General features: G+C 36.1%; 19 protein-coding genes. 9 read left to right on the forward strand and 10 right to left on the reverse strand.

Going from position 1 to position 24,691, the window contains the following annotated elements; genetic code table 11:
* Window positions 1-6 precede the first annotated feature (6 nt).
* From B0A80_RS07560 to B0A80_RS07585, 6 genes are all read left to right on the forward strand, one after another.
* On the forward strand, window positions 7-1,749 hold the full coding sequence (locus B0A80_RS07560) for a cellulase family glycosylhydrolase (protein ID WP_089076899.1): 1,743 nt from the start codon (window positions 7-9) through the stop codon (window positions 1,747-1,749).
* Between the two features lie 213 nt (window positions 1,750-1,962).
* A complete protein-coding gene (locus B0A80_RS07565) occupies window positions 1,963-4,956 on the forward strand; it encodes a SusC/RagA family TonB-linked outer membrane protein (protein WP_089076900.1) in 2,994 nt (997 codons plus the stop codon).
* Window positions 4,957-4,985: 29 nt separating this feature from the next.
* A complete protein-coding gene (locus B0A80_RS07570; RefSeq protein WP_089076901.1) occupies window positions 4,986-6,437 on the forward strand; it encodes a RagB/SusD family nutrient uptake outer membrane protein in 1,452 nt (483 codons plus the stop codon).
* A 187-nt stretch (window positions 6,438-6,624) separates the two neighbouring features.
* Window positions 6,625-7,464, forward strand: a complete 840-nt coding sequence (locus B0A80_RS07575; RefSeq protein ID WP_089076902.1) for an endonuclease/exonuclease/phosphatase family protein — start codon at window positions 6,625-6,627, stop codon at window positions 7,462-7,464.
* A gap of 1 nt (window position 7,465) precedes the next feature.
* On the forward strand, window positions 7,466-8,890 hold the full coding sequence (locus B0A80_RS07580; protein WP_089076903.1) for a glycoside hydrolase family 30 protein: 1,425 nt from the start codon (window positions 7,466-7,468) through the stop codon (window positions 8,888-8,890).
* Between the two features lie 14 nt (window positions 8,891-8,904).
* Window positions 8,905-11,130 (forward strand): glycoside hydrolase family 3 N-terminal domain-containing protein, encoded by a 2,226-nt coding sequence (locus tag B0A80_RS07585; RefSeq protein WP_089076958.1) that lies wholly within the window; start codon window positions 8,905-8,907, stop codon window positions 11,128-11,130.
* A 179-nt stretch (window positions 11,131-11,309) separates the two neighbouring features.
* On the opposite strand, the gene B0A80_RS07590 is transcribed toward B0A80_RS07585, so the two are convergent.
* Both B0A80_RS07590 and B0A80_RS07595 read right to left on the reverse strand, forming a co-directional pair.
* Window positions 11,310-13,331, reverse strand: a complete 2,022-nt coding sequence (locus B0A80_RS07590) for a DUF3857 domain-containing protein (protein ID WP_089076904.1) — start codon at window positions 13,329-13,331, stop codon at window positions 11,310-11,312.
* A gap of 315 nt (window positions 13,332-13,646) precedes the next feature.
* Window positions 13,647-13,904, reverse strand: a complete 258-nt coding sequence (locus B0A80_RS07595; protein WP_017497992.1) for a hypothetical protein — start codon at window positions 13,902-13,904, stop codon at window positions 13,647-13,649.
* A gap of 304 nt (window positions 13,905-14,208) precedes the next feature.
* Here B0A80_RS07595 and B0A80_RS07600 point away from each other — a divergent pair, with 304 nt between their 5' ends.
* Window positions 14,209-14,964, forward strand: a complete 756-nt coding sequence (locus tag B0A80_RS07600) for an NUDIX hydrolase (RefSeq protein ID WP_089076905.1) — start codon at window positions 14,209-14,211, stop codon at window positions 14,962-14,964.
* Between the two features lie 43 nt (window positions 14,965-15,007).
* Window positions 15,008-15,343 (forward strand): MmcQ/YjbR family DNA-binding protein, encoded by a 336-nt coding sequence (locus B0A80_RS07605; protein ID WP_089076906.1) that lies wholly within the window; start codon window positions 15,008-15,010, stop codon window positions 15,341-15,343.
* A 10-nt stretch (window positions 15,344-15,353) separates the two neighbouring features.
* On the opposite strand, the gene B0A80_RS07610 is transcribed toward B0A80_RS07605, so the two are convergent.
* The 7 genes from B0A80_RS07610 to B0A80_RS07640 form a co-directional block, all read right to left on the reverse strand.
* Window positions 15,354-15,962: an alpha-ketoglutarate-dependent dioxygenase AlkB family protein gene (locus tag B0A80_RS07610; protein WP_089076907.1), complete on the reverse strand. Its 609-nt coding sequence runs from the start codon at window positions 15,960-15,962 to the stop codon at window positions 15,354-15,356.
* Entirely contained in the window at window positions 15,949-16,194 is a 246-nt protein-coding gene (locus B0A80_RS07615) for an Ada metal-binding domain-containing protein (protein ID WP_070905822.1), read from the reverse strand. The genes B0A80_RS07610 and B0A80_RS07615 overlap by 14 nt, the downstream gene beginning before the upstream one ends.
* A 167-nt stretch (window positions 16,195-16,361) precedes the next feature.
* The gene (locus tag B0A80_RS07620; protein WP_089076959.1) at window positions 16,362-17,075 is read right to left on the reverse strand and encodes a 2OG-Fe(II) oxygenase; all 714 of its coding nucleotides are present in this window, start codon (window positions 17,073-17,075) and stop codon (window positions 16,362-16,364) included.
* Between the two features lie 127 nt (window positions 17,076-17,202).
* A complete protein-coding gene (locus tag B0A80_RS07625) occupies window positions 17,203-18,048 on the reverse strand; it encodes a methylated-DNA--[protein]-cysteine S-methyltransferase (RefSeq protein WP_089076908.1) in 846 nt (281 codons plus the stop codon).
* A 144-nt stretch (window positions 18,049-18,192) separates the two neighbouring features.
* Window positions 18,193-18,657, reverse strand: a complete 465-nt coding sequence (locus tag B0A80_RS07630) for a GNAT family N-acetyltransferase (RefSeq protein ID WP_089076909.1) — start codon at window positions 18,655-18,657, stop codon at window positions 18,193-18,195.
* Between the two features lie 75 nt (window positions 18,658-18,732).
* Window positions 18,733-19,065: a DMT family transporter gene (locus tag B0A80_RS07635; RefSeq protein ID WP_017497984.1), complete on the reverse strand. Its 333-nt coding sequence runs from the start codon at window positions 19,063-19,065 to the stop codon at window positions 18,733-18,735.
* A 41-nt stretch (window positions 19,066-19,106) separates the two neighbouring features.
* Entirely contained in the window at window positions 19,107-20,186 is a 1,080-nt protein-coding gene (locus B0A80_RS07640; RefSeq protein ID WP_089076910.1) for a hypothetical protein, read from the reverse strand.
* A 94-nt stretch (window positions 20,187-20,280) separates the two neighbouring features.
* Between B0A80_RS07640 and B0A80_RS07645 the strand changes: the two genes are divergently transcribed.
* Window positions 20,281-22,122 carry a hypothetical protein gene (locus tag B0A80_RS07645; protein ID WP_089076911.1) on the forward strand — a complete coding sequence of 614 codons (1,842 nt, stop codon included), beginning with the start codon at window positions 20,281-20,283 and terminating at the stop codon, window positions 22,120-22,122.
* A gap of 72 nt (window positions 22,123-22,194) precedes the next feature.
* Here B0A80_RS07645 and B0A80_RS07650 read toward each other — a convergent pair whose 3' ends face one another.
* Window positions 22,195-24,513, reverse strand: coding sequence for a patatin-like phospholipase family protein (locus B0A80_RS07650; RefSeq protein WP_233430725.1), 2,319 nt, complete (start codon window positions 24,511-24,513; stop codon window positions 22,195-22,197).
* Between the last annotated feature and the right edge of the window lie 178 nt (window positions 24,514-24,691).

Here is a 24,691-nt window from a genome sequence, read left to right on the forward strand (position 1 = left end):
AAAGACATGAGAAAAATAATTATTACCCTACCGTTACTACTTTCCTTTGTCACTTTCGCTCAGGGTTTTTTACATAGAGACGGACAAAAAATTGTAGACGGAACCGGAAAGAATATCATTTTAAGAGGTCTCGGAACAGGTGGCTGGATGGTTCAGGAAGGCTATATGTTACAGACACAACCTTTCGCAAGTCCACAGTATGTTATCAGGCAGAAGATTCAGGATGTTATTGGAGAAGAAGCAACCAAAGAATTTTACGCTGCCTACAAAGCAAACGGAATCACCAAAAGAGATGTAGATTCATTAGCCGCCTGGGGATTCAATTCGATCCGCCTGCCGATGCATTGCAATTTATACACACCACCAATCGAAGCCGAAAAAAAGGGTGAAATCTCCTGGATTGAAGAAGGCTTTACCATGACCGATAATTTGCTGAAATGGTGCGCCGAAAATAAAATGTATCTTATTTTAGACTTACATGCCGCTCCCGGAGGCCAGGGCAATGATGCCGCAATTTCGGATTATGATACCACAAAACCTTCCTTGTGGGAGAGCGAAGCCAATCAGAAAAAAATGATTGCCTTATGGAAAAAACTGGCTTCACGTTACAGAGATAATCCGTGGATTGGAGCCTATGACATTATCAACGAACCCAATTGGAATTTTACCGGAACCAATAAAAATGGCTGTGATGAAAACTCAAACGGTCCTTTAAGAGATCTGATGGTTCGGGTTACAAAAGCCATTCGGGAAGTCGATACCAATCATTTAATTTTTATTGAAGGAAACTGCTGGGGAAACAATTACAACGGAATTTTTCCTTTATGGGATGAAAATATGGCATTGAGTTTTCACAAATACTGGAACTACAATACCACAGCCTCCATTCAGAAAATGCTGGACTACAGAACACAATACAATGTGCCAATCTGGTTGGGTGAAAGCGGAGAAAATTCGAATGTATGGTTCAAAGAGGCATTGACATTGGTCGAAAACAACAATATAGGCTGGGCATTCTGGCCCATGAAAAAAATCGAGAATATTGCCGGAGTAACCTCTGTTACAAAGATTCCCGAATACGATGTTTTATTAAAGTATTGGAAAGACGGTGGAGAGAAACCAAAGCCTGATTTTGCCAAAAAAACTTTAATGAAAATCGCCGACAATTACAAAATGGAAAACGTAACCGTAAAACCGGACGTGATCGATGCCATGTTCAGACAAGTACAAACCAACGATACCAAACCTTATAAACGGCATTTGATTCCCGGAAAAATTGCAGCAACAGAGTATGATTTAGGAACAAATGAAAAGGCTTATTCAGACAAAGATTTTATAAACTACAGAGTCGAAACCGGAAAATTTGACGAATGGAACAAAGGAAATACAATGCGAAATGATGGCGTTGATATTTTGCCCTGCAAAGATGCCGGATCAAACGGATATCAGGTTTCATTTATTGGGGATGGAGAATGGTTACAGTTTACAGCTGAAGTAAAGAAGCAAAATACATACAAAGTAGCAATTCGATATTCGGCTGAAAATTCAGAAGGGAAAATACATCTCGAAGTAGAAAATGGAAAAAGATCCCAGACCGTTACATTACCTGCAACGGGAGGAAATGACAAATGGAAAACCCTTATTTTAACCGGAGTAGAATTGAATTCAGGAACACAAAAAGTTAAGGTAGTATTTGATAAAGGTGGCTTTAATTTAAATTATCTGGAGTTTTCTAAGAATAAAAAATAATTTCAGAAAAAAAACTGTAATCATGTTGCAAAGTGTTTTTTTTTTTTTTAGTTAAGATGTTGTTTTGTAATTGTTTATGAAGTAATAAGGATTTTATTTGTGGTATCTAACATTATGGTTGTTTTATTTGTAAGATTTTATTTTCAATTATATCTTTTAAATCGATAATATTGTAGTATTATTACATTAAATTATTAATTTAAATCTTAAAAGATGAAAATCACAAAATCACTTATTTTTTCCCTTACGTCCTTGTTGTTTTCGCTTATTGCGATGGCACAGGATGTTACCGTGAGTGGTAGGATAAAGGACGAAACAGGAATGCCTGTTTCAAATGCTATTGTTTCATTAAAAGGGACAGCCAGATCAACAATGTCAGATATGGATGGAAATTTTCAATTAAAAACACCGATAAACGGAGTTATAATTGTGAGTTATGTTGGATATGTTACGGTTAATGAAATGGTAAATGACCGGACAAAAATAGATTTTCAATTAGAACCTGAATCACAATCATTAAAAGAAGTGGTCATAAATGTAGGTTACGGTTCTCAAAAGAAAAGCAAACTTACCACCGCCGTTTCTACCGTAAGGGCAGATGCCTTTGCAGACAGACCCATATATTCTGTCGCACAGGCCTTACAGGGAAATGCAGCAGGAATTACAGTAACTCAGCCCTCCGGTAAACCCGGATCAGGTTTAGATGTCAGGATTAGAGGTTTGAATTCGATTAATTCAGGAAATAACCCCCTGTATGTTATTGACGGAATACAAACGACCAATATTGACGGTATAAACACAGATGATATCGTAGATATGCAAATACTTAAAGACGCTTCCGCAACCGCCATTTATGGTGTCAATGGAGCATCAGGAGTAATAATTATTACCACAAAAAGAGGAAAAGCAAACAAAAATATATTTGAGTTTAACTCCTTTGTTGGTATTTCTAACGTCGTAAAAAATATTGACGTATTAAATTTAGGACAATACAAAACAATGTTATCAGAAATCAATCCTTCCTATCTTTCCAATGCAAATAATCCCCGTTATGAAGGGATCAATACCAATTGGGCAGATCAGGTGTTGGATACCGGAGTAGATCAGAATTATAATTTTTCGTATGCGGGAGGAACAGATAATCTGAGAATATACGGAGCTTTAGGGTACCAAAATACAAATGGAGTCATCAGTCCATCGGAATACAAAAGACTTTCAGGAAAATTAAATGTAGACGCTAATCTTACCGGATGGCTGAAACTTAACGCCAGTCTTAATGTAATCAATTCCGATTTAAGTAATATTGGCGATAATAATAGTGTAGGTCAGGGCGGGGCTGTAATGAGTCTGTTTGTAACTCCGGGTTTTATGCCGATTTATGGTTCTGAGTTAAAAGTAAGGGATAAAGATGCTTCGGGAAACTATACTGATGGTTACAAAGAAGGGCAATTTGCTAAAAATCCCTATCAATCCGCGTGGGAAAATCCAGTTTCGTTATTGGCGAGACAAAATATTTCGAATGTAAACAGAGTTTTAAGCAATCTCGGATTCGAAGCTACCCTTTTAAAAGATCTGGTTTGGAAAACCAATTTATCAACCGACATAAAAGTACAGGAAGATAAATATTTTGTAGATGCCTATCGCACTTCGGCAGGTCGTGTAAACGATAACGATAGTACGGTAGATAAAGGATATGGAAATGTAACGAATAGTCAAAACGTCAATATCAATTTTGAAAATACCCTGGAATATAAAATTTCAAAAGATAAAAACGACTTAAACTTACTTTTTGGAAATTCTGTGCAAAAAAATAAAGAAGACTGGGCCAGAATTTCAGGAAGAGGATTTGATACTGCTGTAAGAAGTTTCGAAACTAACGAAGCAAAAATAATAACCGAAAACCAGGTCAGAGAAAAAGAAATAACGAACGCATCTTTTTTCGGACGTGCGATTTACACCTTTGATAATAAATATATTCTATCCGGAGTTTTTAGGGCCAGTGGCGTTTCGCAATTGAGTAAAGATAACAAATGGGGCTATTTTCCCGGAGTCTCTGCAGCGTGGATTATCTCTAACGAAAATTTCCTAAAAGAAAATAAGGTTGTAAATCAATTAAAAATCCGTGGAGGTTGGGGACAAACTGGTAATGTATCCGGAATTCCGGCCTACTCATCATATGATTTAAATTATACAGATCCTATTAACGGAGGTACTTCATTAGATCAGATTGGAAACAGCGATTTAAGATGGGAAACCAATACCGACATCAATATTGGACTCGATTTAGTCATTTTAAATAACAGAATCAAATTTACGACCGACGTTTACAAAAAGAACACTAAAAATTTACTTCAGGTAATTTATTTTCCAGGATTCAGCCAGCCGTACTATTATAATGTTGGAGAAATTGAGAATAAAGGAATAGAGTTCTCTATCGATACACAAAATTTTAAAGGAGATTTTAAATGGAATACCAATTTTAATATTTCTTTTAATACCAATGTAATAAACAAATTAGGACTTCAGAAAACGCTTGATTTACAGACGCTGACTTCGGTCGGAGAAAAAGTAGTCCGTCTGGAAGAAGGAAGGTCGCTGGGAACTTTTTACGGTTACAAAGTAGATAAAGTAGATGCTGCAACAGGGGCATTATTGTACAAAGACACTAACGGAGATGGCCAGATAACCCCTGATGACAGAACGGAAATAGGGAGTGCAATGCCAGATTATGTTTTCGGATTGACTAACAGCTTTTCTTATAAAGGGACGTATTTAGATGTACTGGTTACAGGTTCACATGGTAACGACGTTTACAACGCATCCCGAATGGACTTAACCCTGATGACTGATTTTAAAAATCAATCTACAGAAGTATTAAACAGGTGGACGACTCCGGGGCAAGTCACCAATACGCCCAAGGCAAATGATCCAAACGCGCAGCATGTCTCCGACAGATTTGTAGAAGACGGCTCTTATGTGCGTATTAAAGCCGTAACAGTAGGATATAAATTCACAAAACAAATTTTAGGACTTAATAGTCTTAGTATATATACAACGGCACAAAACCTGTACACTTTTACAAAATACAAAGGTTTTGATCCGGAAGTAGGTGCCTTTAATGATAATAAAGGAGTTACTCCCGGTATAGATTTAGGAACATACCCTCAGGTAAAAACCTTTGTTTTTGGTATAAAAGCAAGCTTCTAGCCGATTGTTAATTATAAAAAGAAATTAAGATGAAAAATACAATAAAAAATATAACGCTTATCATTAGTGTTTTCACAGTGCTAAGTTTAAGTTCATGCTCTGATTATTTAAATACAGAGCCTATTACAGAAACAACGGTTGAAAGTACAGGAAAAGTAATTGCAACCGCAGCGGAGGCAGAAAGCAGAATGACCTCTGTTTATGCAAGTTTTGGAGGAGAGTACTGGCAGCTGGATTATTTTTTCAACGGAGATGCCCAAACCGATAATGCCTACGCAGGATCAGATAATACGCAAAATTTTCAGCAGGACGAATATCGTATTTTATCAACAAATACAAATGTCAGCAGAGATTGGGGATATATTTATGACAATATCAATAAATGTAATTTTATTTTGAACTATATAGATGAGCCAAAAGATTTACCGGCAGCCAGAAAGGAAGAAATGATAGGAGAAGCATCTTTGGTAAGAGCTTTAAATTTATTTCATGCAGTTCAGTTATGGGGAGATGTGCCTATTGCGACAAAAGCAGTTGTAAATGTAAATCAGGATAATTTTGAGCAGGTCTATCCACAATTATATCCTACACGCAAGCCCAAACAAGAAGTGTATGCATCCATTATTGCAGATTGCGAAACAGCCATACAAAAAGCGCCTGCGTCAACGAATAAATTCAGAGCAAATAAAGGTGCTGCAAATGCGCTTTTAGCAAAAGTTTACGCGACTAAAGACAATCCTGACTGGGCAAAAGTAAAACAATATAGCGATGCTGTAATCACAGGAGGTTATACGCTTCTGCCAAATTACGAAAATCTTTTTGATACGGCACACGAAGGAAATTCAGAATCTATCTGGGAAGCGAATGGAGAAGGTTGGGGATCTCCAGTTGGCGCATGGGGAACCTCCATGTTTTATGGAACAGACTGGAAGAAATTCATGACACCGTCGAATGATTTAATCCAGACCTTTACAAATGAAGGAGATGTCGTTAGAGAAAAATCATCTGTAATCGTAAAAGAGGTAAGCTGGACCGATAACTATTGGACATCTGCAGGCTATCCGTTTGCCTACAAAATGCGAATAACAGACGGCAAACAAAATTTTTACATTCTAAGATTAGCGGATATTATTCTCTTAAAAGCTGAAGCATTGGCACAAACCGGAGATAATGCAGGGGCAATGACGTTAGTCAATCAGGTAAGAGCAAGAGTTGGTTTACCAAAAGTTAGTGCCGCCAGTCAGGCAGATGCATTAGATTTAATTCTTAAAGAAAGAAAAATGGAACTTGCTTTCGAAGGACATCGCTGGTTTGATTTAAAAAGAACGGCTAAGGCAATTGAGATTCTTTCGAAACAAAAAGACGGCAAAGGGGCTATTTTGCCGTACGCGGGAAACCTGAATCAGAACAGATTGCTGTGGCCAATTCCACAAACTAAAAAAGATGCAAATCCTAATTTAATCCAGAATCCAGGTTATTAAAAGGAATAAAAAACAGTCTGCCATCATTTTAGAAGGTAAGCTGTTTTAAGGTTTCAAAAATAGAATAAAAGGTATTACAAAATATTTAATTGAAGGGTAAGAAGATATAATTAACATAAATTTCAAACATTGTTTCTTTATTAAGCCCAATGAAATGGTAGCTTTACAGGACTAAATTTTTTTTAAAATGAAAAAGAGAAACATTGTTATTATAGTGCTGGTATTGCTTTTGGTAAGTAATTCATTTTATGGTCAGAACTTAAAAATTATGACCTATAATATCCGTTTGGATGTAGCTTCAGACGGAGAAAATGCATGGTCTAACCGAAAGAATTTTTTTACGTCTCAAATACAATTTTACAGTCCCGATATTTTTGGAGTACAGGAGGCACTGCCAAATCAGGTGGCTGACATCGCTACGGCTTTGTCGGAGTATAACAAATTTGGTATTGGAAGAGAAAGTGAAGGAAAAGGTGAAGCTTGTACCATTTATTATAAAAAAGACCGCCTTCTGTTACAGGAATCTAATACATTCTGGTTGTCAGAAACACCAACTGTAGTATCAAAAGGCTGGGATGCAGCTTGTAACAGGGTTTGTACGTACGGTCTTTTTAAAGATATAAAAAGCAAAAAGATATTTTGGGTCTTTAATGTGCATCTCGATCATATGGGGAATGAAGCAAGAGTGAAGGGCGTGCAACTAGTTCTGTCTAAAATAAAAGAAATTAATTCGAAAAAATATCCCGTTTTTTTAATGGGAGATTTTAATTCGGAACCTGATACACCGCAGATTGTAGAAATAAAAAAAGCAATGGATGATACCAGAGATGTCTCAAAAGAAAAGTCGTTCGGACCTTCAGGAACGTTCAATGGATTCCAATACGAGAAACCGGTAACATTATTAATAGATTACATTTTTGTTTCTAAAAATAGTGGACTTAAAATTCAAAAACACGCAGTTTTAAGTGATTCTAAAGATTTAAAATATCCGTCGGATCATTTACCTGTTTTAATAGAAATAGATTAAAGTGAAAAACATCAACAAAAAACTACAGATTTTACTTTTGCTGCTGTTTATTGCAGTTCAGGTAAAATGTGGAATTTCAAAACAATCAGTGGCCAGTTCTGGTAAAGCGGAAGCGTGGATTACAGCTACAGATGAATCCTCTAAACTGCGAAAGCAAAATGATTTGGCTTTTAATACCGAAATCAATTCAAACCAAACGATCGAAGTCAATCCGGCTCAAAAATTTCAGACCATTGAAGGTTTTGGGTTTTCACTGACGGGAGGAAGTGCGCAGGCCATTTTAAAACTGGATAAAGCCAAAAAAGAAACCCTGCTCCAGGAATTGTTTTCCAACAAAAAAAACGCTATAGGATTGAGTTATCTGCGCATTAGTATTGGAGCTTCTGATTTGAATGAAAGAGTTTTTTCGTATGATGACAGGCCGGAAGGCCAAACCGATTTAAGACTGGAACACTTTAATCTTGGTCCGGACCTACAAGATATGGTGCCGCTTTTGAAAGAAATTTTAGCTATAAATCCAAAGATAAAAATTATGGGTTCTCCGTGGTCTCCACCCGTATGGATGAAAGACAACGGAAGTTCAAAAGGAGGAAGTTTACAACCACAATATTATCAGGTTTATGCGGAATATTTTCTAAAATACATTCAGGCAATGAAATCTCACGGCATTGTGATTGATGCCATAACACCTCAAAACGAACCATTGCATCCCGGGAATAATCCAAGTATGTATATGACGGCTTTGCAGCAGGCAGAATTTATTAAATCGAATTTAGGTCCCACTTTTGCAAAAGCAAAAATCAAAACCAAAATCGTAGTTTACGATCACAATTGCAACAAACCGGAATATCCCTTGGCAATATTAAATGATCCAAAAGCACTGCCTTTTGTTGCCGGTTCCGCATTCCATTTATACGAAGGTGATATCAGTGCGCTTTCAAAAGTTCATGATGCTTTTCCCGACAAAGATGTATATTTTACAGAACAATACACAGGGTCCGGAAGTAGTTTCGAATCGGATTTGAAGTGGAGCGTAAAAAATGTAGTAATCGGTTCTATGCGTAACTGGAGCGTCAATGCACTTTCCTGGGGACTGGCAAATGACGAACATTACAAACCGTTTACACCAGGCGGCTGTTCTACTTGTAAAGGAGCTTTAATGATCGATCAAAACCAAAACATAAAAAAGGAAGTCGGCTATTATATTATTGCCCATGCATCCAAATTTGTTCCGGAAGGATCGGTTAGAATCGCAAGTAATAATACCGGCAATTTATACAATGTCGCTTTCAAAACGCCATCCGGACAAATAGTTCTGGTGATAGAAAATGATGGAACCGCAGCAGAAACATTTAATATCAAATATAACCAAAAACAAATTTCCACTACTTTGAACGCTGGTGCAGTCGCCACTTACGTTTGGTAACTAAAATTAAATTCATGAAAAAAAATGCCACATTTCTCTTGCTGATGGTTTCGCTCTTTGCGACAGCCCAACAAGAAACAATAGACCAGAAAGTAAATGCTCTGTTGAAAAAAATGACCTTGGAAGAAAAAATCGGTCAGCTAAATCAGTATACGGGCGACAATGCAGCAACGGGGCCTATTACCATAAATGCCAACAAACAAGCCGAGATTAAGGCAGGATTAATAGGTTCGATGTTAAACGTAACCGGAACAAAATACACCCGACAATATCAGGAACTGGCCATGCAGTCCCGTTTGAAAATCCCCCTGTTATTTGGTCAGGATGTCATCCATGGGTACAAAACGACTTTTCCAATTCCGTTAGCCGAAGCAGCGAGCTGGGACTTAGCAGCTATTGAACTCGCTGCGAGAGTTGCAGCTACAGAGGCTTCAGCAAGTGGGATTCACTGGACATTTGCTCCAATGGTCGATATTGGCCGTGATCCGCGTTGGGGGAGAGTGATGGAAGGAGCGGGAGAAGATATCTGGCTGGGTTCTAAAATTGCCTATGCCAGAGTTAAAGGTTTTCAGGGAAATAAACTCGGAGATCTGAACTCGGTTATGGCCTGTGTAAAACATTTTGCAGCTTATGGTGCAGCTGTGGGCGGCAGAGATTACAACTCGGTAGATATGAGTGAACGCATGCTTTTAGAAACGTATCTGCCTCCTTTTAAAGCAGCTCTCGATGCCGGTGCAGCCACTTTTATGAATTCCTTTAATGACTTAAACGGAATTCCGGCTACCGCAAATGTGCATTTGCAGCGTGATATCTTAAAAGGAAAATGGAACTTTCAGGGATTCGTAGTTTCAGACTGGGGATCGATTGGAGAAATGGTGGCACACGGATATTCTAAAGATTTAAAGGCTGCAGCACTTGCCGCGATTACGGCGGGAAGTGATATGGATATGGAAAGTAATGCGTACCGATATCATTTGGCAGAATTAGTGAAAGAAGGCAAAGTACCTGTAGATTTGATCGATGATGCTGTGAAGCGTATTTTACGCAAGAAATTTGAATTGGGTTTATTTGATGATCCTTATCGATATTCAGATCAAAAAAGAGCCGATAAAGCTTTAAACAACCCTGAAAACAGAAAGGCAGCTCTTGAAGTAGCTAAGAAAAGTATCGTTTTATTAAAGAACGACAACGAAACATTACCGCTGTCCAAAAACCTGAAAACAATTGCATTCATTGGCCCAATGGTGAAAGAGTACAAAGAAAATATGGGGTTTTGGTCCGTAGAATTACCCGAGGTTGATTACAATAAATGGATTGTCTCACAATGGGATGGGTTGCAGAACAAAGTGGGTAAAAACACAAGACTGCTTTATGCCAAAGGCTGTGAAGTAGACGGAGATAACAAAGACGGTTTTGCAGAAGCAGTGGCAACGGCCCAACAGGCAGATGTGGTGATTTTGAGTATTGGTGAAAGACGTGACATGAGCGGTGAAGCAAAAAGCCGAAGCGATCTTCATTTGCCGGGTGTTCAGGAAGATTTGGTAAAAGCGATTCAGGCAACAGGAAAACCGGTAATCGTTCTGGTAAACGCCGGAAGACCTCTTATATTTAACTGGACAGCAGATCATGTTCCGGCAATTGTTTACACCTGGTGGTTGGGAACCGAAGCAGGTAATGCTATCGCCGATGTTTTATTTGGAGATTACAATCCATCAGGGAAATTGCCCATGACTTTCCCGAGAGAAGTGGGGCAGATCCCAATTTATTATAATCATTTCAGTACCGGAAGACCTGCTAAAGATGAAGATGCCAAAAACTATGTTTCGGCCTACATTGATCTGAAAAACTCTCCTAAATTTCCTTTTGGATACGGGTTGAGTTATACCAAATTCAATTATTCCGATTTGAAATTGTCAGCAGTAAAAATGAAAAACAACGAAACTATTAAAGTTTCTTTTCAATTATCAAATGTTGGAAAAGTAGCAGGAGAAGAAGTGGTTCAATTGTATTTAAAAGACAAATTCGGATCGGTGGTAAGACCCGTTTTAGAATTGAGAGATTTTCAAAAAGTAAAACTAAATGCAGGAGAATCTAAAACAATTGAATTTACTATTGACAAAGAGAAACTTTCGTTCTACAATAATAAATTAGAATGGACAGCAGAACCGGGAGATTTTGAAGTCATGATCGGAGCTTCATCAGCTGACCTCAAATTAAAAGCAGATTTTGAATTGCTTTAACTTTTTTAACCAAACAGAAATATAGATTACTGTTATAAAAAATAACACGAATTGCACGAATTGTCACTAATTTGTTTGTGTAATTAATTCCACAAACAAGGTTAACGGATTAAAATTTGTGCAATTCGTATAATTTGTGTTGAGACAGTAGGGCTACAATTAACCTCCTTTTTGGATGATTATTTTACTAATTTTTTGAAATTGAATTTCAGCTTGTTCAATAAACCGTCTTCTATAATGTCGACCCCAATTCCAAAATTACTGTCGGCGACCTCGTTATGGGCTTCCCTGAAATCTTCAAAATCCTCTTCAGGAATTTCTAAGTTAATTAGCGGTTTATAGTCAATGTAAATAGTTCCTCCGTTTTTGTTGATCTTTTTACGGCTCACATAATCAAAGTAAGCATTGTTGATTGTGCTTTCCTGTATCGTAAACTTCTCGCTAACATCAATTTTTTGATCCGTTACAAGAGTGATTTCATATCGCTCATTGTCAAAATTGTGCCAGAAAGAGATGTCTTTATGCATAAAATCCCTTGCTCTGTTTTTCACAATATTGGAGTCAAAATACATCAGGAAACGATTGTTTTTCCCGTCTGAGAAATAAGGGTTTTCAATAGTAGTCTGATATTCAATTTTAAATTCATTCAGTTTTTTATCATCACTGACAATTTCAATTGCGGCATCTTTAAAAATTTTTCGAAGATCAGTTCCGTTTCTGTCATTCGTATAATTTAAGGTATAAAAAAAGAAATTGTTCCAGCTGTCAACGATCTCTCTTTTGTTGGTGTTTTTGAAATACCTGCGCATGCTGTTGGCACGATTTCCTTTGTATACTGTCGTTAGTTTCAGTTTACCAACATTGTTCTCCGCAACAAGCTCTGATTTTTCATCAAGCGCATAATAAGGGAAACGATGAGGAGGTTTATGTTGTAATTCCAAATTAGGCTTTACTTCCAGATAATGCAGGAAGAAAATAAAACCACGATTTTCAATCAGTCCAAATTCATCACGCAATGTGGCATCAACAAAGTAGCTTTCACCCTTGTAATTGATCTTTACAATTACGTGATTAAAAGTCAGTAACGACGGTAAGTAATGCTTGATATAAAAATCAGTACCGAAATTGACCAGAATAATCGAAGAATCAATACCAATATAATCTAAAATAACTTTTAGTAAAACCGATTTAGCCTTGCAGTCGCCTTGTTTGTTGGTAAACGTTACAGCAGGCTCCTGCGGCTTGTGGCCATTCATTTCATCGGCATTGTAAATATAATTGATATGGTTTTGAACATATTCTATCGCAAATTGCAACTGATCGTCTTTAGAACCTATTTTATCCAGTTTTTCAACCAGTTCCGGAGCGAATTCTGCCAAAGAAGATTTTACGAAAATAGTCTCATAAATAGGAGAGATGTAATTGGATAATTCTTTCCAATCGGCAGCCGTGGCAAAATCTATAAACGAAGAAACCTCACGGTTTGAATCTACAAAATTGATGTAATTCTCTTCTTCTCTTACATATTTTTCCCCCTTTTGCAAATAAGCTATTTGTGGTTCCAGCACATTTCCATCTTCATTTCTAAAGAACGATTTTTTGTAAGCAACTGCCTTTTCGCGATCGTTTATAAAAGTGAATTTGTACTTTCCGTACGCCCAGTAACTGTCAGGACCTACCCAGACATATCTGGCGAATTCTTTGCGTAGAAAATCACGCTCGGTAAATATTTTAATTCTGGAATCTTCCATAATCAAAATATCATACAAACGAAGATCTTTTATCGTAATATTAATCTTTTTGTTACTGCTTAAAACACCACCACTGCTTTGATTTTCGCTGTCCAGTATTTTAACTTTAGTATCGGGAATTTTGTCTACTAAAACACCATCTCTTAAAACACTGATTCGGTGTATCACATAAGTTTCACTTTCTTCCAACACAACATCCACAGCAGAAGCTTTCTCCAAATTGGCAGGCTCATTTAAAGTATAGGCCACACAGGCATATTCACTGCTTTCGTTATCATTGGTATAATAAATTTTATCTAAAAAATAACAATAGTCACGTCCCTCGTCTGCTTGTTTTTGAGAGAATTCAGATTCTTTGATATAATCTATAAGCTGGTTGTCATTAAGGTCACTTGCCCACGGTTCAGGCTTTTGAATTTTGTAAATTTCTGACTGTATATCTTGTTCCATAATAAGGCTTTTAATTGAAGTAGGTAAAATCTTCAGTTTATAACAAAAATATAGCTTTTTGTCTATATCTAAAGGGACCGAATGTATTATTAGGATAAGTTCAGTTTTCTTACAATAAATAAATTTATTATTTGATTTTGAAGAAATTTCACCTTAAATAATTTAAAAAAGGTCTGAAAGAATTAAGGAAATTAGGAAAATGAATTCCAAAAATAATAAGAGAAATTAAGGTATAAAGCGCTCCGTTTTTGTTGCGAAGAATAAAATAAAGAAACTTTTGTATTGAACTTAAAGGATCAAATAATTGAATGAAAATTATTTTAAAACAGTGTTGATAAAATCCATTACACCAATTCCTTTGTAAGAAGCATATAACGCCTTGTCATAAGCTTCACTTTTTGCTTTTTTATTTTTGGATTCCGTTTCAACAATCATTTCGTTGAAGATTCTTTCCTGCTCTTCACTATATTTTAAAGAAGCTTCAAGAAGATAAGTCTTAGAAACAAACCCGAAAGAAGTCCAGATTTTATTTCTGATTTTTTTATTTATGTCTTTTAACGGATTGGTAATCATATCTCCGGCATTAAAATTCTACGTTCATGTTGGATTAAAAACTGTAAATAGTATGCTGATTTACAGTGTGTTTTTGTTGAAAAAATAACAAATCGTTTTTTAAATGTGTTATTATGACGCAATGTAATTATTTTTTTAATTCGATTTTCATTTTAAGTAAAAATTGTGATAGTTGTACCGGGAGTTTTTTAGAAGAATTCTTATAAAAACAGAAGCTCATTTTTGCAAAAATGTTTCTGATTTATAAAAATGCATTAAATTGCAGGTATATTAAAGAACAGCATGCTGATTTAAGAAACGTTAAATGCCAAAAAAGATAATAGAAAATAGCGAAAATTACCAGCCGGGACTTTCAATTGACTGTGTCATTTTTGGATTTCATGACAATCAGCTAAAAGTTTTACTCATTAAAACTCCATTTGATGAAAAATGGTCCTTGCCCGGAGGATTTATACCCATTGAGGAAGATATTGACACCGCAGCCGTGACCGTTTTAAAGGAACGTACCGGAATGCAGGGTATTTTTTTAAGACAGTTTGCCACTTTTGGCCGCGTCAAACGAAACGATCTGCATTTTGGGAATGCTGTACTGGATCACTATAATATTTCCAGAGAAGACGGAAAATGGCTTACTCAGCGTTTTATAACCATTGGATATTATGCCTTAATTGATTTTTTAAAAGCAGTTCCGCAAAAAGAAAACAGTCAGGAAATTATAGAGTGGATCGATCACAAAGAAGTTCCCGAACTTATCCTGGATCATAGAGAAATTCTGGATAAAGCCCTGAATACTCTTAGGATCGAGTTGAATTTAATGCCGGTGGGTTACAATTTGTTACCCGAAAAATTTACAATTCCCCAGCTGCAAAAGCTATATGAAACGATTTTAGATCGAAAATTAGACAGACGAAACTTTCTGCGTAAAATCACCAATATCGGAATTCTGAATAAACTGGACGAAAAGAAAAGCAATGTGGCTCACAAAGCCCCAAACTTATATACTTTTGATACAGACAAATACAAAGAGGTCCTTAAAAACGGACTGAATCAGGGATGGTGAAAAACAGGATTTAAACAGTAAGATCTTAAAAGACGAGGTAAATATGATTGCAATAGAAACATTTAGAACCCTTGCGTTGTCATTTCCGGACGCCACAGAAGAACCTCATTTTGCGGAAACTTCTTTCCGCATTAACAAAAAAATATTCGCCACTTTTGATGAAAAGAACAATACAGCCGTTTTAAAATTGAACGAAATCGATCAGTCCGTTTTTTGCGCTTCAAGTGAATTGATTTTTTATCCGGTTCCCAATAAGTGGGGCAAACAAGGCTGGACGGTTGTAGAACTTTCAAAAGTAAGACCGGAAATGTTTGAAGACGCTTTGATTCTTTCTTATCAAAATGTAGCTTTTAAAAAAAAAGTGAAAAGTGAAAAGTGAGAATGTACTGTTAAGTTACAATAGTTCTGAACGTCAGATTTACTCTTGGTTTTGAAGTCGTTTTTGTGGGAGGTAAACGATGCAGCCAGTTCGTTTGAGTAGCATCTTTCATAACCAGTAAACTTCCGTGTTCTAAAATTAAAGAAACAGTTTCTTTGGTTTCCTTGTGTTTGAAGGCAAATTTTCGTTCAGCGCCAAAGCTAACGGAGGCAATGGCACCGTTCTTTTTTAAATCTTTTTCAGCATCACTGTGCCAGGCCATTCCTTCCTCACCGGAATGATATAAATTGAGCAAACAGGAATTAAATGTCTCTCCCGTTTTTTCTTCCATCACCGCTTTTAGTACTAGTAATTCCGGAGTCCACGCAAGCGCTTTTTTGGTGGTATTGGAATACGTATATTCAAAACCTGAATCACCATACCAGGCCACTTTCCGTTTGGTTAAAATCAATTTACCAAAGATAATAGCTTCATCATTTTTCCATTCAATGGTATTTAAAAGGACCTCCAAATAATGATTGGAGTCCTCTCTGGAAAACAACTTTCCGTAATAATTAACCGTTCCGTCTTTAGGAAGCAGATTCGTTGTTTCGTCTGTATGCGGATTAAATAAGTCCATTTTTCCAGTTTTGATATTCAGTTTTCATACAATGTCCACAAGGCCGAAAATTGTTTTCTTTGGCTTCGTCCTCGGTTGAAAAGAAAATACGATTCTCTCTTTTCATTCTTTTCCCCGAAGAACATTTGAGCGTTCCGTAGATTTTTAGTTTTTGGTTGCCACCAAAGCAAATTTCGCCTTTTTTAATTTTATTTCGAAGATCAGAATCTGAAATTTTGTTATGTTTAAGCATATTGTTTTGTGTTTTGTTTTTTAGCCACGAATTCACGAATTATTCTTTTACATGCTTTATCTGATATTATTCGAATGAATTCGAATAAATAATACAGATTTAAAAAACATAATTCATGAATTACTTCGTCTGTTCGCTATCGCTCGGGTCGTGGCAGAAAAAAATACTCACGATAGGGCATCATGAAAAATAATTCCCAATGTATATCGCTCACCAGAATGAATCTCGCTGACACCATGTTTCATATTGACCCGATAATATCCTTTTGTACCTTTCACAGGTCTGAAATTGGTGGTAAAAACTAAAACGTCTCCTTTTTTAGGTTTCAGTACAATAGCTTTGGATTGCGCCCGAGGTGTTTGCTGTGTCAGTACAAATTCTCCGCCTGTAAAATCTTCATCGGGTTCGTTCAGGAAAAGAACAATCTGAATTGGAAAATAAACATCTCCGTACAAATCCTGATGCAGCGTATTGAAACCGCTTTTACCATATTTTAAGATTAAAACAGTTGCCTTTAATTGATGATTGGCATGGCATTGTTCCAGTAATTCCTGATGCGTATCCGGAAAAACGGTCTGAATATGAAGTGCTTTCATCCAGGCGTTTGCGATAGGAGCGAGTTTAGGATAAATAGAAGTACGAAGGTTCTGAATCAGATCGGGTAAGGGATAAGTGAAGTATTTGTACTCCCCTAAACCAAAACGGTAGCGTTCCATGACGACCGTTTTTCGATATAATTCAGGCTTTGAATAATCGGCTTTTAGAGCTTCACATTGTTCGTTATCTAACAGATTTGGAATAATGGCGAATCCGTTTTCGTGCATAGATTCGGTGATGCTGTCCCAATGAAGGGAAGCAATTTTTGTGGATATGTTTTGCATAATGATTTTAAGTTGAGGTTTTTCGGCCACTGCCCGAGCGATAGCGAACGGACGAAGTGATTCCCGGATTATAGCAATTTTGCCGGCAAAGATTTTAAAAAATAATTCGTGAATTTGTGGCAGAAAATTATGGATTTATCTGTGCGCCTTCCCATCCAATAATGGCCGTTTTACGGGTGTTTCCCCACATATATCCACCAAAGGTTCCTGTGGATTGAATCACACGATGGCAGGGAATTAAAAAAGCGACTGGGTTACTTCCGATAGCGGTACCGACGGCACGGGAAGCATTGGGCTTCTCAATTTGCTGTGCGATTGAACCATAAGTAGAAAGCTTTCCCAATGGGATTTTTAAAAGAGTTTCCCAAACTTTCAATTGAAAATTAGTGCCTTTTAAGTGCAGTTTAATTTCGGATAATTTGCTCCAGTCATTTTGAAAAATAAACAGTGCATTTTGTTGTATCAGATCCAGCTTTCTGGAGAATGTGGCGTTGGGGAATTTATGTTTTAAATTCTCCAAACCCATTCCTTCATTTTCGGCAAAAGCCATAAAACAAACTCCTTTAAGTGTTGAAGCCACAATGATATTTCCAAATGGACTTTCGGCAAAACTGAAGTTAATTTCTAAGTTCTTTCCCCCATTTTTATATTCGGCTGGTGTCATACCTTCGATGTTTACAAACAAGTCATGCAAACGGCTGGTTCCCGAAAGACCGGTGTCAAATGCAGCATCAAATAAAGTAGCCTGATGGTCATCCTGAAGGATCTTCTTGGCATGTTCAACACTTATGTATTGCAAAAACTTCTTCGGACTTGTGCCTGCCCATTCAGTAAACAAACGTTGAAAGTGAAAAGGACTTAAATGCACTTTTTCGGCAACTTCATCAAGATTAGGCTGCGCTTTAAAATTGGCTTTGATATAATCAATAGCTTCAGCAATTCGATTATAATTAATGTTTTCCTGTGTGTTCATTTTCGTTTCATTTTATAAGGCAAATATCGACACGTTTTTGCGGGTATAAAATCCGAAACTTGCGGAAGTAACTTTTTGTTGATTTTGTTTCAAGTTTCAAGTTTCACGTTCTGCTCAAACCTGAAACTTGAAACTTGAAACCAATTATTTAATTTCTTTCTCCATTTTGTAATTAATCAACTCAACACCGGATCGAATGTTTACCTGCTCGGCTTTTACAACAAAACCGTTTTTTTCAAAAAAAGGTCTGGCCGTAATACTAATGTCGGAGGTAATGGTTTCTGGATGTTGCTTTTGGGCTTCAAGTAGCAATTCATTTAAAAGCTTATGGGCAATTCCCTGTTTTTGATAGTCTTTGTGGATATAAAAGAAATCAATATAATTGCCGTTCTTCAAAGTTCCAAAACCAACTATTTTAGTTTCAATGATGGCCAGCAAAACAAATTGTGTTTGAATAACGTCTAACCAACGCTCGGTATTTTGCACACCCGAAATCCATACTTCAATTTGCTTTGGATCGTAATCGTTTTTACAGACCGATTGTATGGTTTCGGTATACAATTGCTGCATTTCCGCTAAGTCTGAAATTGTTGCTTTTCTGAAATTCATTAAATTTTTGATTTATAGTGTAAGGAGTGTTTTTATAATGTCATTTGATAGTATCAATGATTGATTTAAAATGCCTTAATGCGCTGTAGTTTTAGAAAAAACATTAATGACAATAACACCTGCCATAATCAATGTTAATCCAATTATCGCGGGTAAATCGGGGATTTGTTTGAAGAAAACAGCGCCGATAATGGTGATCAGTACAATCCCAACTCCCGACCAGATGGCATAAGCAATTCCGACCGGAATGGTTCTGATGGCAAAACTTAAAAAATAGAAAGCGGCAAAATACCCCAAAATGGTAATAATACTTGGGATTAGTCGGGTAAATTCTTCAGACTTTTTTAGGGCCGAAGTAGCAATGATTTCAAAGATTATAGCAATGCCTAAAAAGAAAAAGTTTTTCATATCACGTTTTTTACAAAGATAGCTTTATTAAAAGAAGAACTTTATTTGAGATCGTCTTTTGCGACGGAAACACTTATGAGCTTGTAACCTTTTTCGGTTCGAAGAAATTCAAAATGATCCTGTTTGAAATCGGCTTTGTTTTTTGAATTAATAACTATGTTTTTAACAGGATACATCCATTCTTTAGCTTCGTTGCAATTGTTGAAGTAAGTCGTGTATTCATCCGTTTCAAAAATAAAAGGATTCAACCCATCAGACGAAACGAAATAATCTGTTCCGGAAGCCTTAAGCTGTTGCAGTTTTGATTTTAAAAGGGCATAATTATCTTCAATAAATTTCGTCTTTGATTCGCTTTTCCATCCAATTGGTTCTTTCCAATAAGTGATTTTGTCAAAGGAGATCTTCATTAAATTTTCTTTGGATAAATCAGAAAGCAAATTGTTTTTTAACCACCACTTAAACTCCTTATCGTAATTAATAAAAGAATAATACTCACCGTCAACGCCGGCAAAATTCTCTCTTGTTTCTTCTTTATTAGGGGCTTTTGATTTTTGTAAAGAATAAAAGTTAAGATCAGTATGGTCGCTGAAATCCTCAATTAAGATTTTGTTGTTAAGGTCTATAAGATATCTTTTTCCACCCGTCCAGAAAAAATGTTCACCGTCCTGTTTTTTTAGGGCACCTTTTAAGGCTACAATCATTCCGTTTTGAACTTTTGATAAAACACTATAATCGGCAGGAATTACAATTTTGCCTTCACTATTAAACATTCCGGTTTTATCTGTTTTTCGGTCTGTAAATCTAATGTAATCTTCATTTTCGCAATCCGGTCCATTGTCAAAAATGTATAAACTATCACGTCCCACTATTTTACCGGATTTAGTTAAATAGTAGCTTTTCCAGCCGTCATTTATCTCTTCTGTTACGGCAATAATTTTATCGAATTTACGGGCAGTAGTGAACCCCATAAACTTTGGTGTTATTTTGATAGCTCCGTTTGCGTCTTTAAATCCGATGTGCGTAGTGTCTTTATCCCAAAATGAAATCCAGATATCTTTGTTTTGTGCGAGTATAACACAATTAGTAAAGAAGTACAGGCAAAAAACTAGAAATCGTTTCATAAAGACAAATTTCCAGTAAAGATAAGAATAACATTTTCTAAAAATAGACCTTGGACATTTGGGAGGAAAAGCAGTACTTTTCGAGAAAAAATAGATGAATAGAATTGTTTTGATTTTGATGAGCTTTAGTCTTTCAGTGTTTTCTCAAAAAAAGCAACCAAGTAAAGAGGAAAAAGACATGATTTATGAAATGACTTATAACATAAATAAAGAAATTTTTAAGACTCCTAATTTTCCGTTTAAAAAAGTAAATAGAAAAATGGATGAAATTCAAAAGAAAGCAATTCAATCTCTTGAGGTGATAAATTCTTCTATAGATACAATTATTTCACGAGGAGTTTTGAAATTGGAGAAATCTACTTATGGATATGACCTCTTGTTTAATTCCCGTTTTCCTTCTTATTTTAAAGAAAATGATGAAACTACTATTGTAGATTTTCACCCCGTAACCAGTAAGCTGTTTAATTCGAAAAAAGAGTTGATTGAAATTCAGCATGTCGGTGGGACTTCTTTTGGAATAGAGTTTTTGTACAAATACAAGAACGGAAAAGAGGTTAATTTGAATTTTACTACGTTGCGGAAGCAGGATCAGATCAACAATGCCATAAATTTTAAAAACAACAACGAACTTGATGAAATTAAAGGAAGTGTGGTTTACAATATTAAATTCATTACAGATTATTCTCAGGTAAAGCTTTCTCAAAAGGATATAGGAAGTACGTTTAAGCTGAATAATAACGAATACAAGTTAGTAGATGTCATAAACAATGTGATTTTGATAGAAGCAGTTGATCAGAATAGTGATCGGGAAAATAAGATACGCTTGGTGAATTACGATGAGTTGGGCAATGTATTGGTTACATACAGTGACAAGGAAATGGCAGAACTAAAGAAGAAAAATAAAAAAATCAATGATGAAAGGGCTGGTCTTAGTGATATAAGAGGTAATATAAGTAAACATGTTTTTGAGACTTTTAAAGCCAACCCTACGATGAGTTTTGAAGAATTTAAAAAAACATTTATTATTGATGAGGTGATAAATGAAAAAAGGAAGTACATCTTTATTCAGACTATTGCGCCAATTAAAAATGATTTCGTTCTTTATGAGCCTGTTTATGGTATAGACAGGTCTTTTGAGATGATTCCGAATCTGAAAGAGCCTGAGCCTAAAAAAATGAGGACAGAAGATTACAATGCTCCACAATTATCTGCAGATTGGAATGAGAAACTATTCGGAAACATTAAAGAATACACCGAGAACGTTTACTATGCAACAAAAAAGAACGGCAAGTATGTAAAAGGTAAAATGCAAAATTATACCACCTATAAGAAGAATGCTAATGGGGAGTTTGTTGAAGATAAAATATTTCCTAAAAAGTCTGATTATCCGGAGAACAAATATAATAGCTTAAAAGAAAAGATAGAATCAATAGGTTATGATGATGACGAAAAGATTACCGGAAGAACAATTTACAGTTACGGACCTGAAAAAAAATTAGTAGAAGAGAAAAGTTATTTTTCGGATAATGATACTTTAAGAAGTTTGGTGAAATATCAGTACAATAAAAATCAAGTTATAAAAACAAGCTTTTCTTATGATTATCAAGATGGAGAAACCAAAGTTACGGAGTCTGAGGATGTATTAGTGTACGATGAAAGAGGGAATCTTATAGAAGAACATTCGAAGAATAATAAAGAGGATTCGGTGTATCTGGATGAAATGGTAATTTATAGAAAATACAACTCCGATAATAGAAGAATTGAAGAATCAAGTTCAGATTCCTTTTTAGGAGATGGAAAAATTAAGTTGGATACAAAATTAGAGTATCTTAAAATCGATAATCAAAAAAACTGGACCGAAATGTTTTTTGAGGGTGGGCTAAGTTCAGAAAAACAAGAGGCTAATTTTGTTGAGAGAATATTTGTATATGAATAGGAAGCATTACAAAAACTAAACCCGACAGGTTTTTAAAACTTGTCGGGTTTGAAAGATATTTTTTAATTTTTTCTACGGATTAAGTGATAATCCGACGCTGAAAAACAGTCTGACTTTGTCGATATTATTGATCCATGAAGTGTCAAAATGGATTGGGCCTAAAATAGACTGATAGGAAATAGCAGCTCCTCCGGATAGTACAAGGCTGGTTTCGAAATTATGATCCCAATTTCCTTTTGGTTTAAAGGCGTGGTCGATGAAATCGCCAAAACTGTCAAAACCTACAGAGGCAATATTAACATGAGGGGTCAGATAGATTTTTCCGGTAATATTTATTTGCGAGGCGAGTTTAAGCCCCATATATTGTGTAACATTGAGTTCGTCTTCATGCAAACCCGGGAATGAAAAGCGATTACTGCCGGAACTTGGGATAATACCACCAAGAAAATATCTTGTTGCATAACCAAAATCGAAAAACGAAATTTGATTGTTTTTGAGCTGATCTTGAAAAATAAAACAAGCATCAAATCCTACGATTCCTGTAATTTTCTTTTTTAAGGGCAACCTCTTTTCAAAGCTTAAACCAAATTTCGTATAATTATTTGTTGAGCCGGAAAGACGCAGGACATCTGGGGCGGAAATGGAGGCGTTGACATTGCTAAGTAGTGATCGCGTTATATTTGATTTTATAATGGTTCCGTTTGTAGCAAAGAAAACTTTATCCATATCATTATAAGAATAATGCATATTGAATTCGATATTATTAGAGCTGTAGTTGTTTAGTGAAACTGCGTTCGGATTGTATTCCCGGTCATATTTTGGTTTGAAGTAGGTGTAGTGATAGTTTAAACCAAAACCAAAATAGCTTTTCAGCGAATTTAAATTTCTGTTTACCTCATTGTTGAATTCAAATGTATTATAAAGGATGTTATCTGAGGCTTTGCCATTAAGATAAATTTCCTGCTTTAAGAAAGCTCCGTAAAGTTCCGTACCCCACCACCATTCTCTGCGTCCTCCAAAATTTTTCTGAAAATTGATTCTGCCTTTTGGTTGTTCTGCTATATCGGCAGTAACCAAAAGACGGGAAGCATCGGCAAGGACGTTTCTGGCGGTGTAGTTAAAAATAACGCCAACACCTCTGTAAGTATCATAGTGTACAGAGGTATTTAGCTGGTTTTTAGCACGCTCAGATCCAAATAATGTAAGTCCGGGTTTATCGCCATCTTTGATGAAATAGCTATATCCAATTTCATCAAAAAGATTGGTGCCCATAGCCCTGTTGATACCTGAAATTAAATCTTTGGAGGTATATTTTACATGGGGTTTAAGATTTGCTCTTCCCACTACCAGAGGGAGATTTTCAGGACTTATTTTCTTGTAAATTATGGTGTCAAGAACAAATTCTTTAGGCATATAGGGCAATTTGTGCGTTCGTTGCGTAAATCCCTTTAACTTTTCCGATAAAGCAATTAAAGCCGGAAGATTTTTATTTGCCGCTATTTTGCCGTCTTTGTAGATTTCGTTACTAGCTGCAAAGTCAGCTGTTGAGAAACGCAGGTTGGGCATGTGATCGACTAATATGGTACACAGATCACGGTTTGCCGGGTTTTTAACATTACTCGGAAACATACTCGTCTGCATTAATATCATCATAATATTGTTCAGTTTCCCCATTGGCTGCATTCCTCCACCTACATCACTGCCAATAATAATATCGGCACCCATTTTTTTGGCCACATCAGTTGGAAAATTATTTAATACTCCTCCGTCTACTAACATGGTTTTTTCGTAAGGCACTGGTTTGAAAATAGCAGGCAAAGACATGCTGGCTCGCATGGCGTAAGCTAAACTGCCTTTGCTTAAAATAACTTCTTTGCCTTCAACTAAGTCAGTAGCCATAGCTCTAAAAGGTATCGGCAGGCTATCAAAATCTTTAACATTATATACAGGAAAAGTCAACTCAGAAAGGGATTCTCTCAGGTTTTGATCATTTAAAAGTGAACCAACGCTATTGAGTTTTCCATCTTTAATTCCTATTCCGACCAAGTATCTTTGGAATTCTCTTTTTTCTTCGGCACTTACCGATCGTAATGACTGACCTCCGCCAAGGAGTTTATCCCAATAAATATTCTTAGTGATTTTTTCGATGCTATCGCCGGAATATCCCATGGCATACAAACCGCCAATGATACTTCCCATGCTATTTCCAACAATAAGATCAGGCACAATGTGTAGGGAGTCCAGTTTTTGCAAAAGCGGAATATGTGCAATTCCCTTTGCTCCGCCACCACTTAATACTAAAACGACTTTAGGTTTCTTTTCCTGAGAAAATAGTATGTGAGGAAGACATAATAAAAACAAGAATACCAATAAACAAGATTTTTTTTTCAAGAGCACGGCGTTTATGTAGTTGAGAAGTAGTGACTTAATTGAATTCTATTTGAATTCTTAAAATTAAAAAGTTATTCTGAAAAAAGCTTTTTTTTGATGGAAAACTTTTTCTTTTTAGAAATAGACCTACGATTTATTTCTGAAAAGCCATTAAAAACAAAATCCGACAGGTTTTTAA

Origin of the sequence: Flavobacterium tructae, from assembly GCF_002217475.1 — a bacterium.
Taxonomy (GTDB): domain Bacteria; phylum Bacteroidota; class Bacteroidia; order Flavobacteriales; family Flavobacteriaceae; genus Flavobacterium; species Flavobacterium tructae.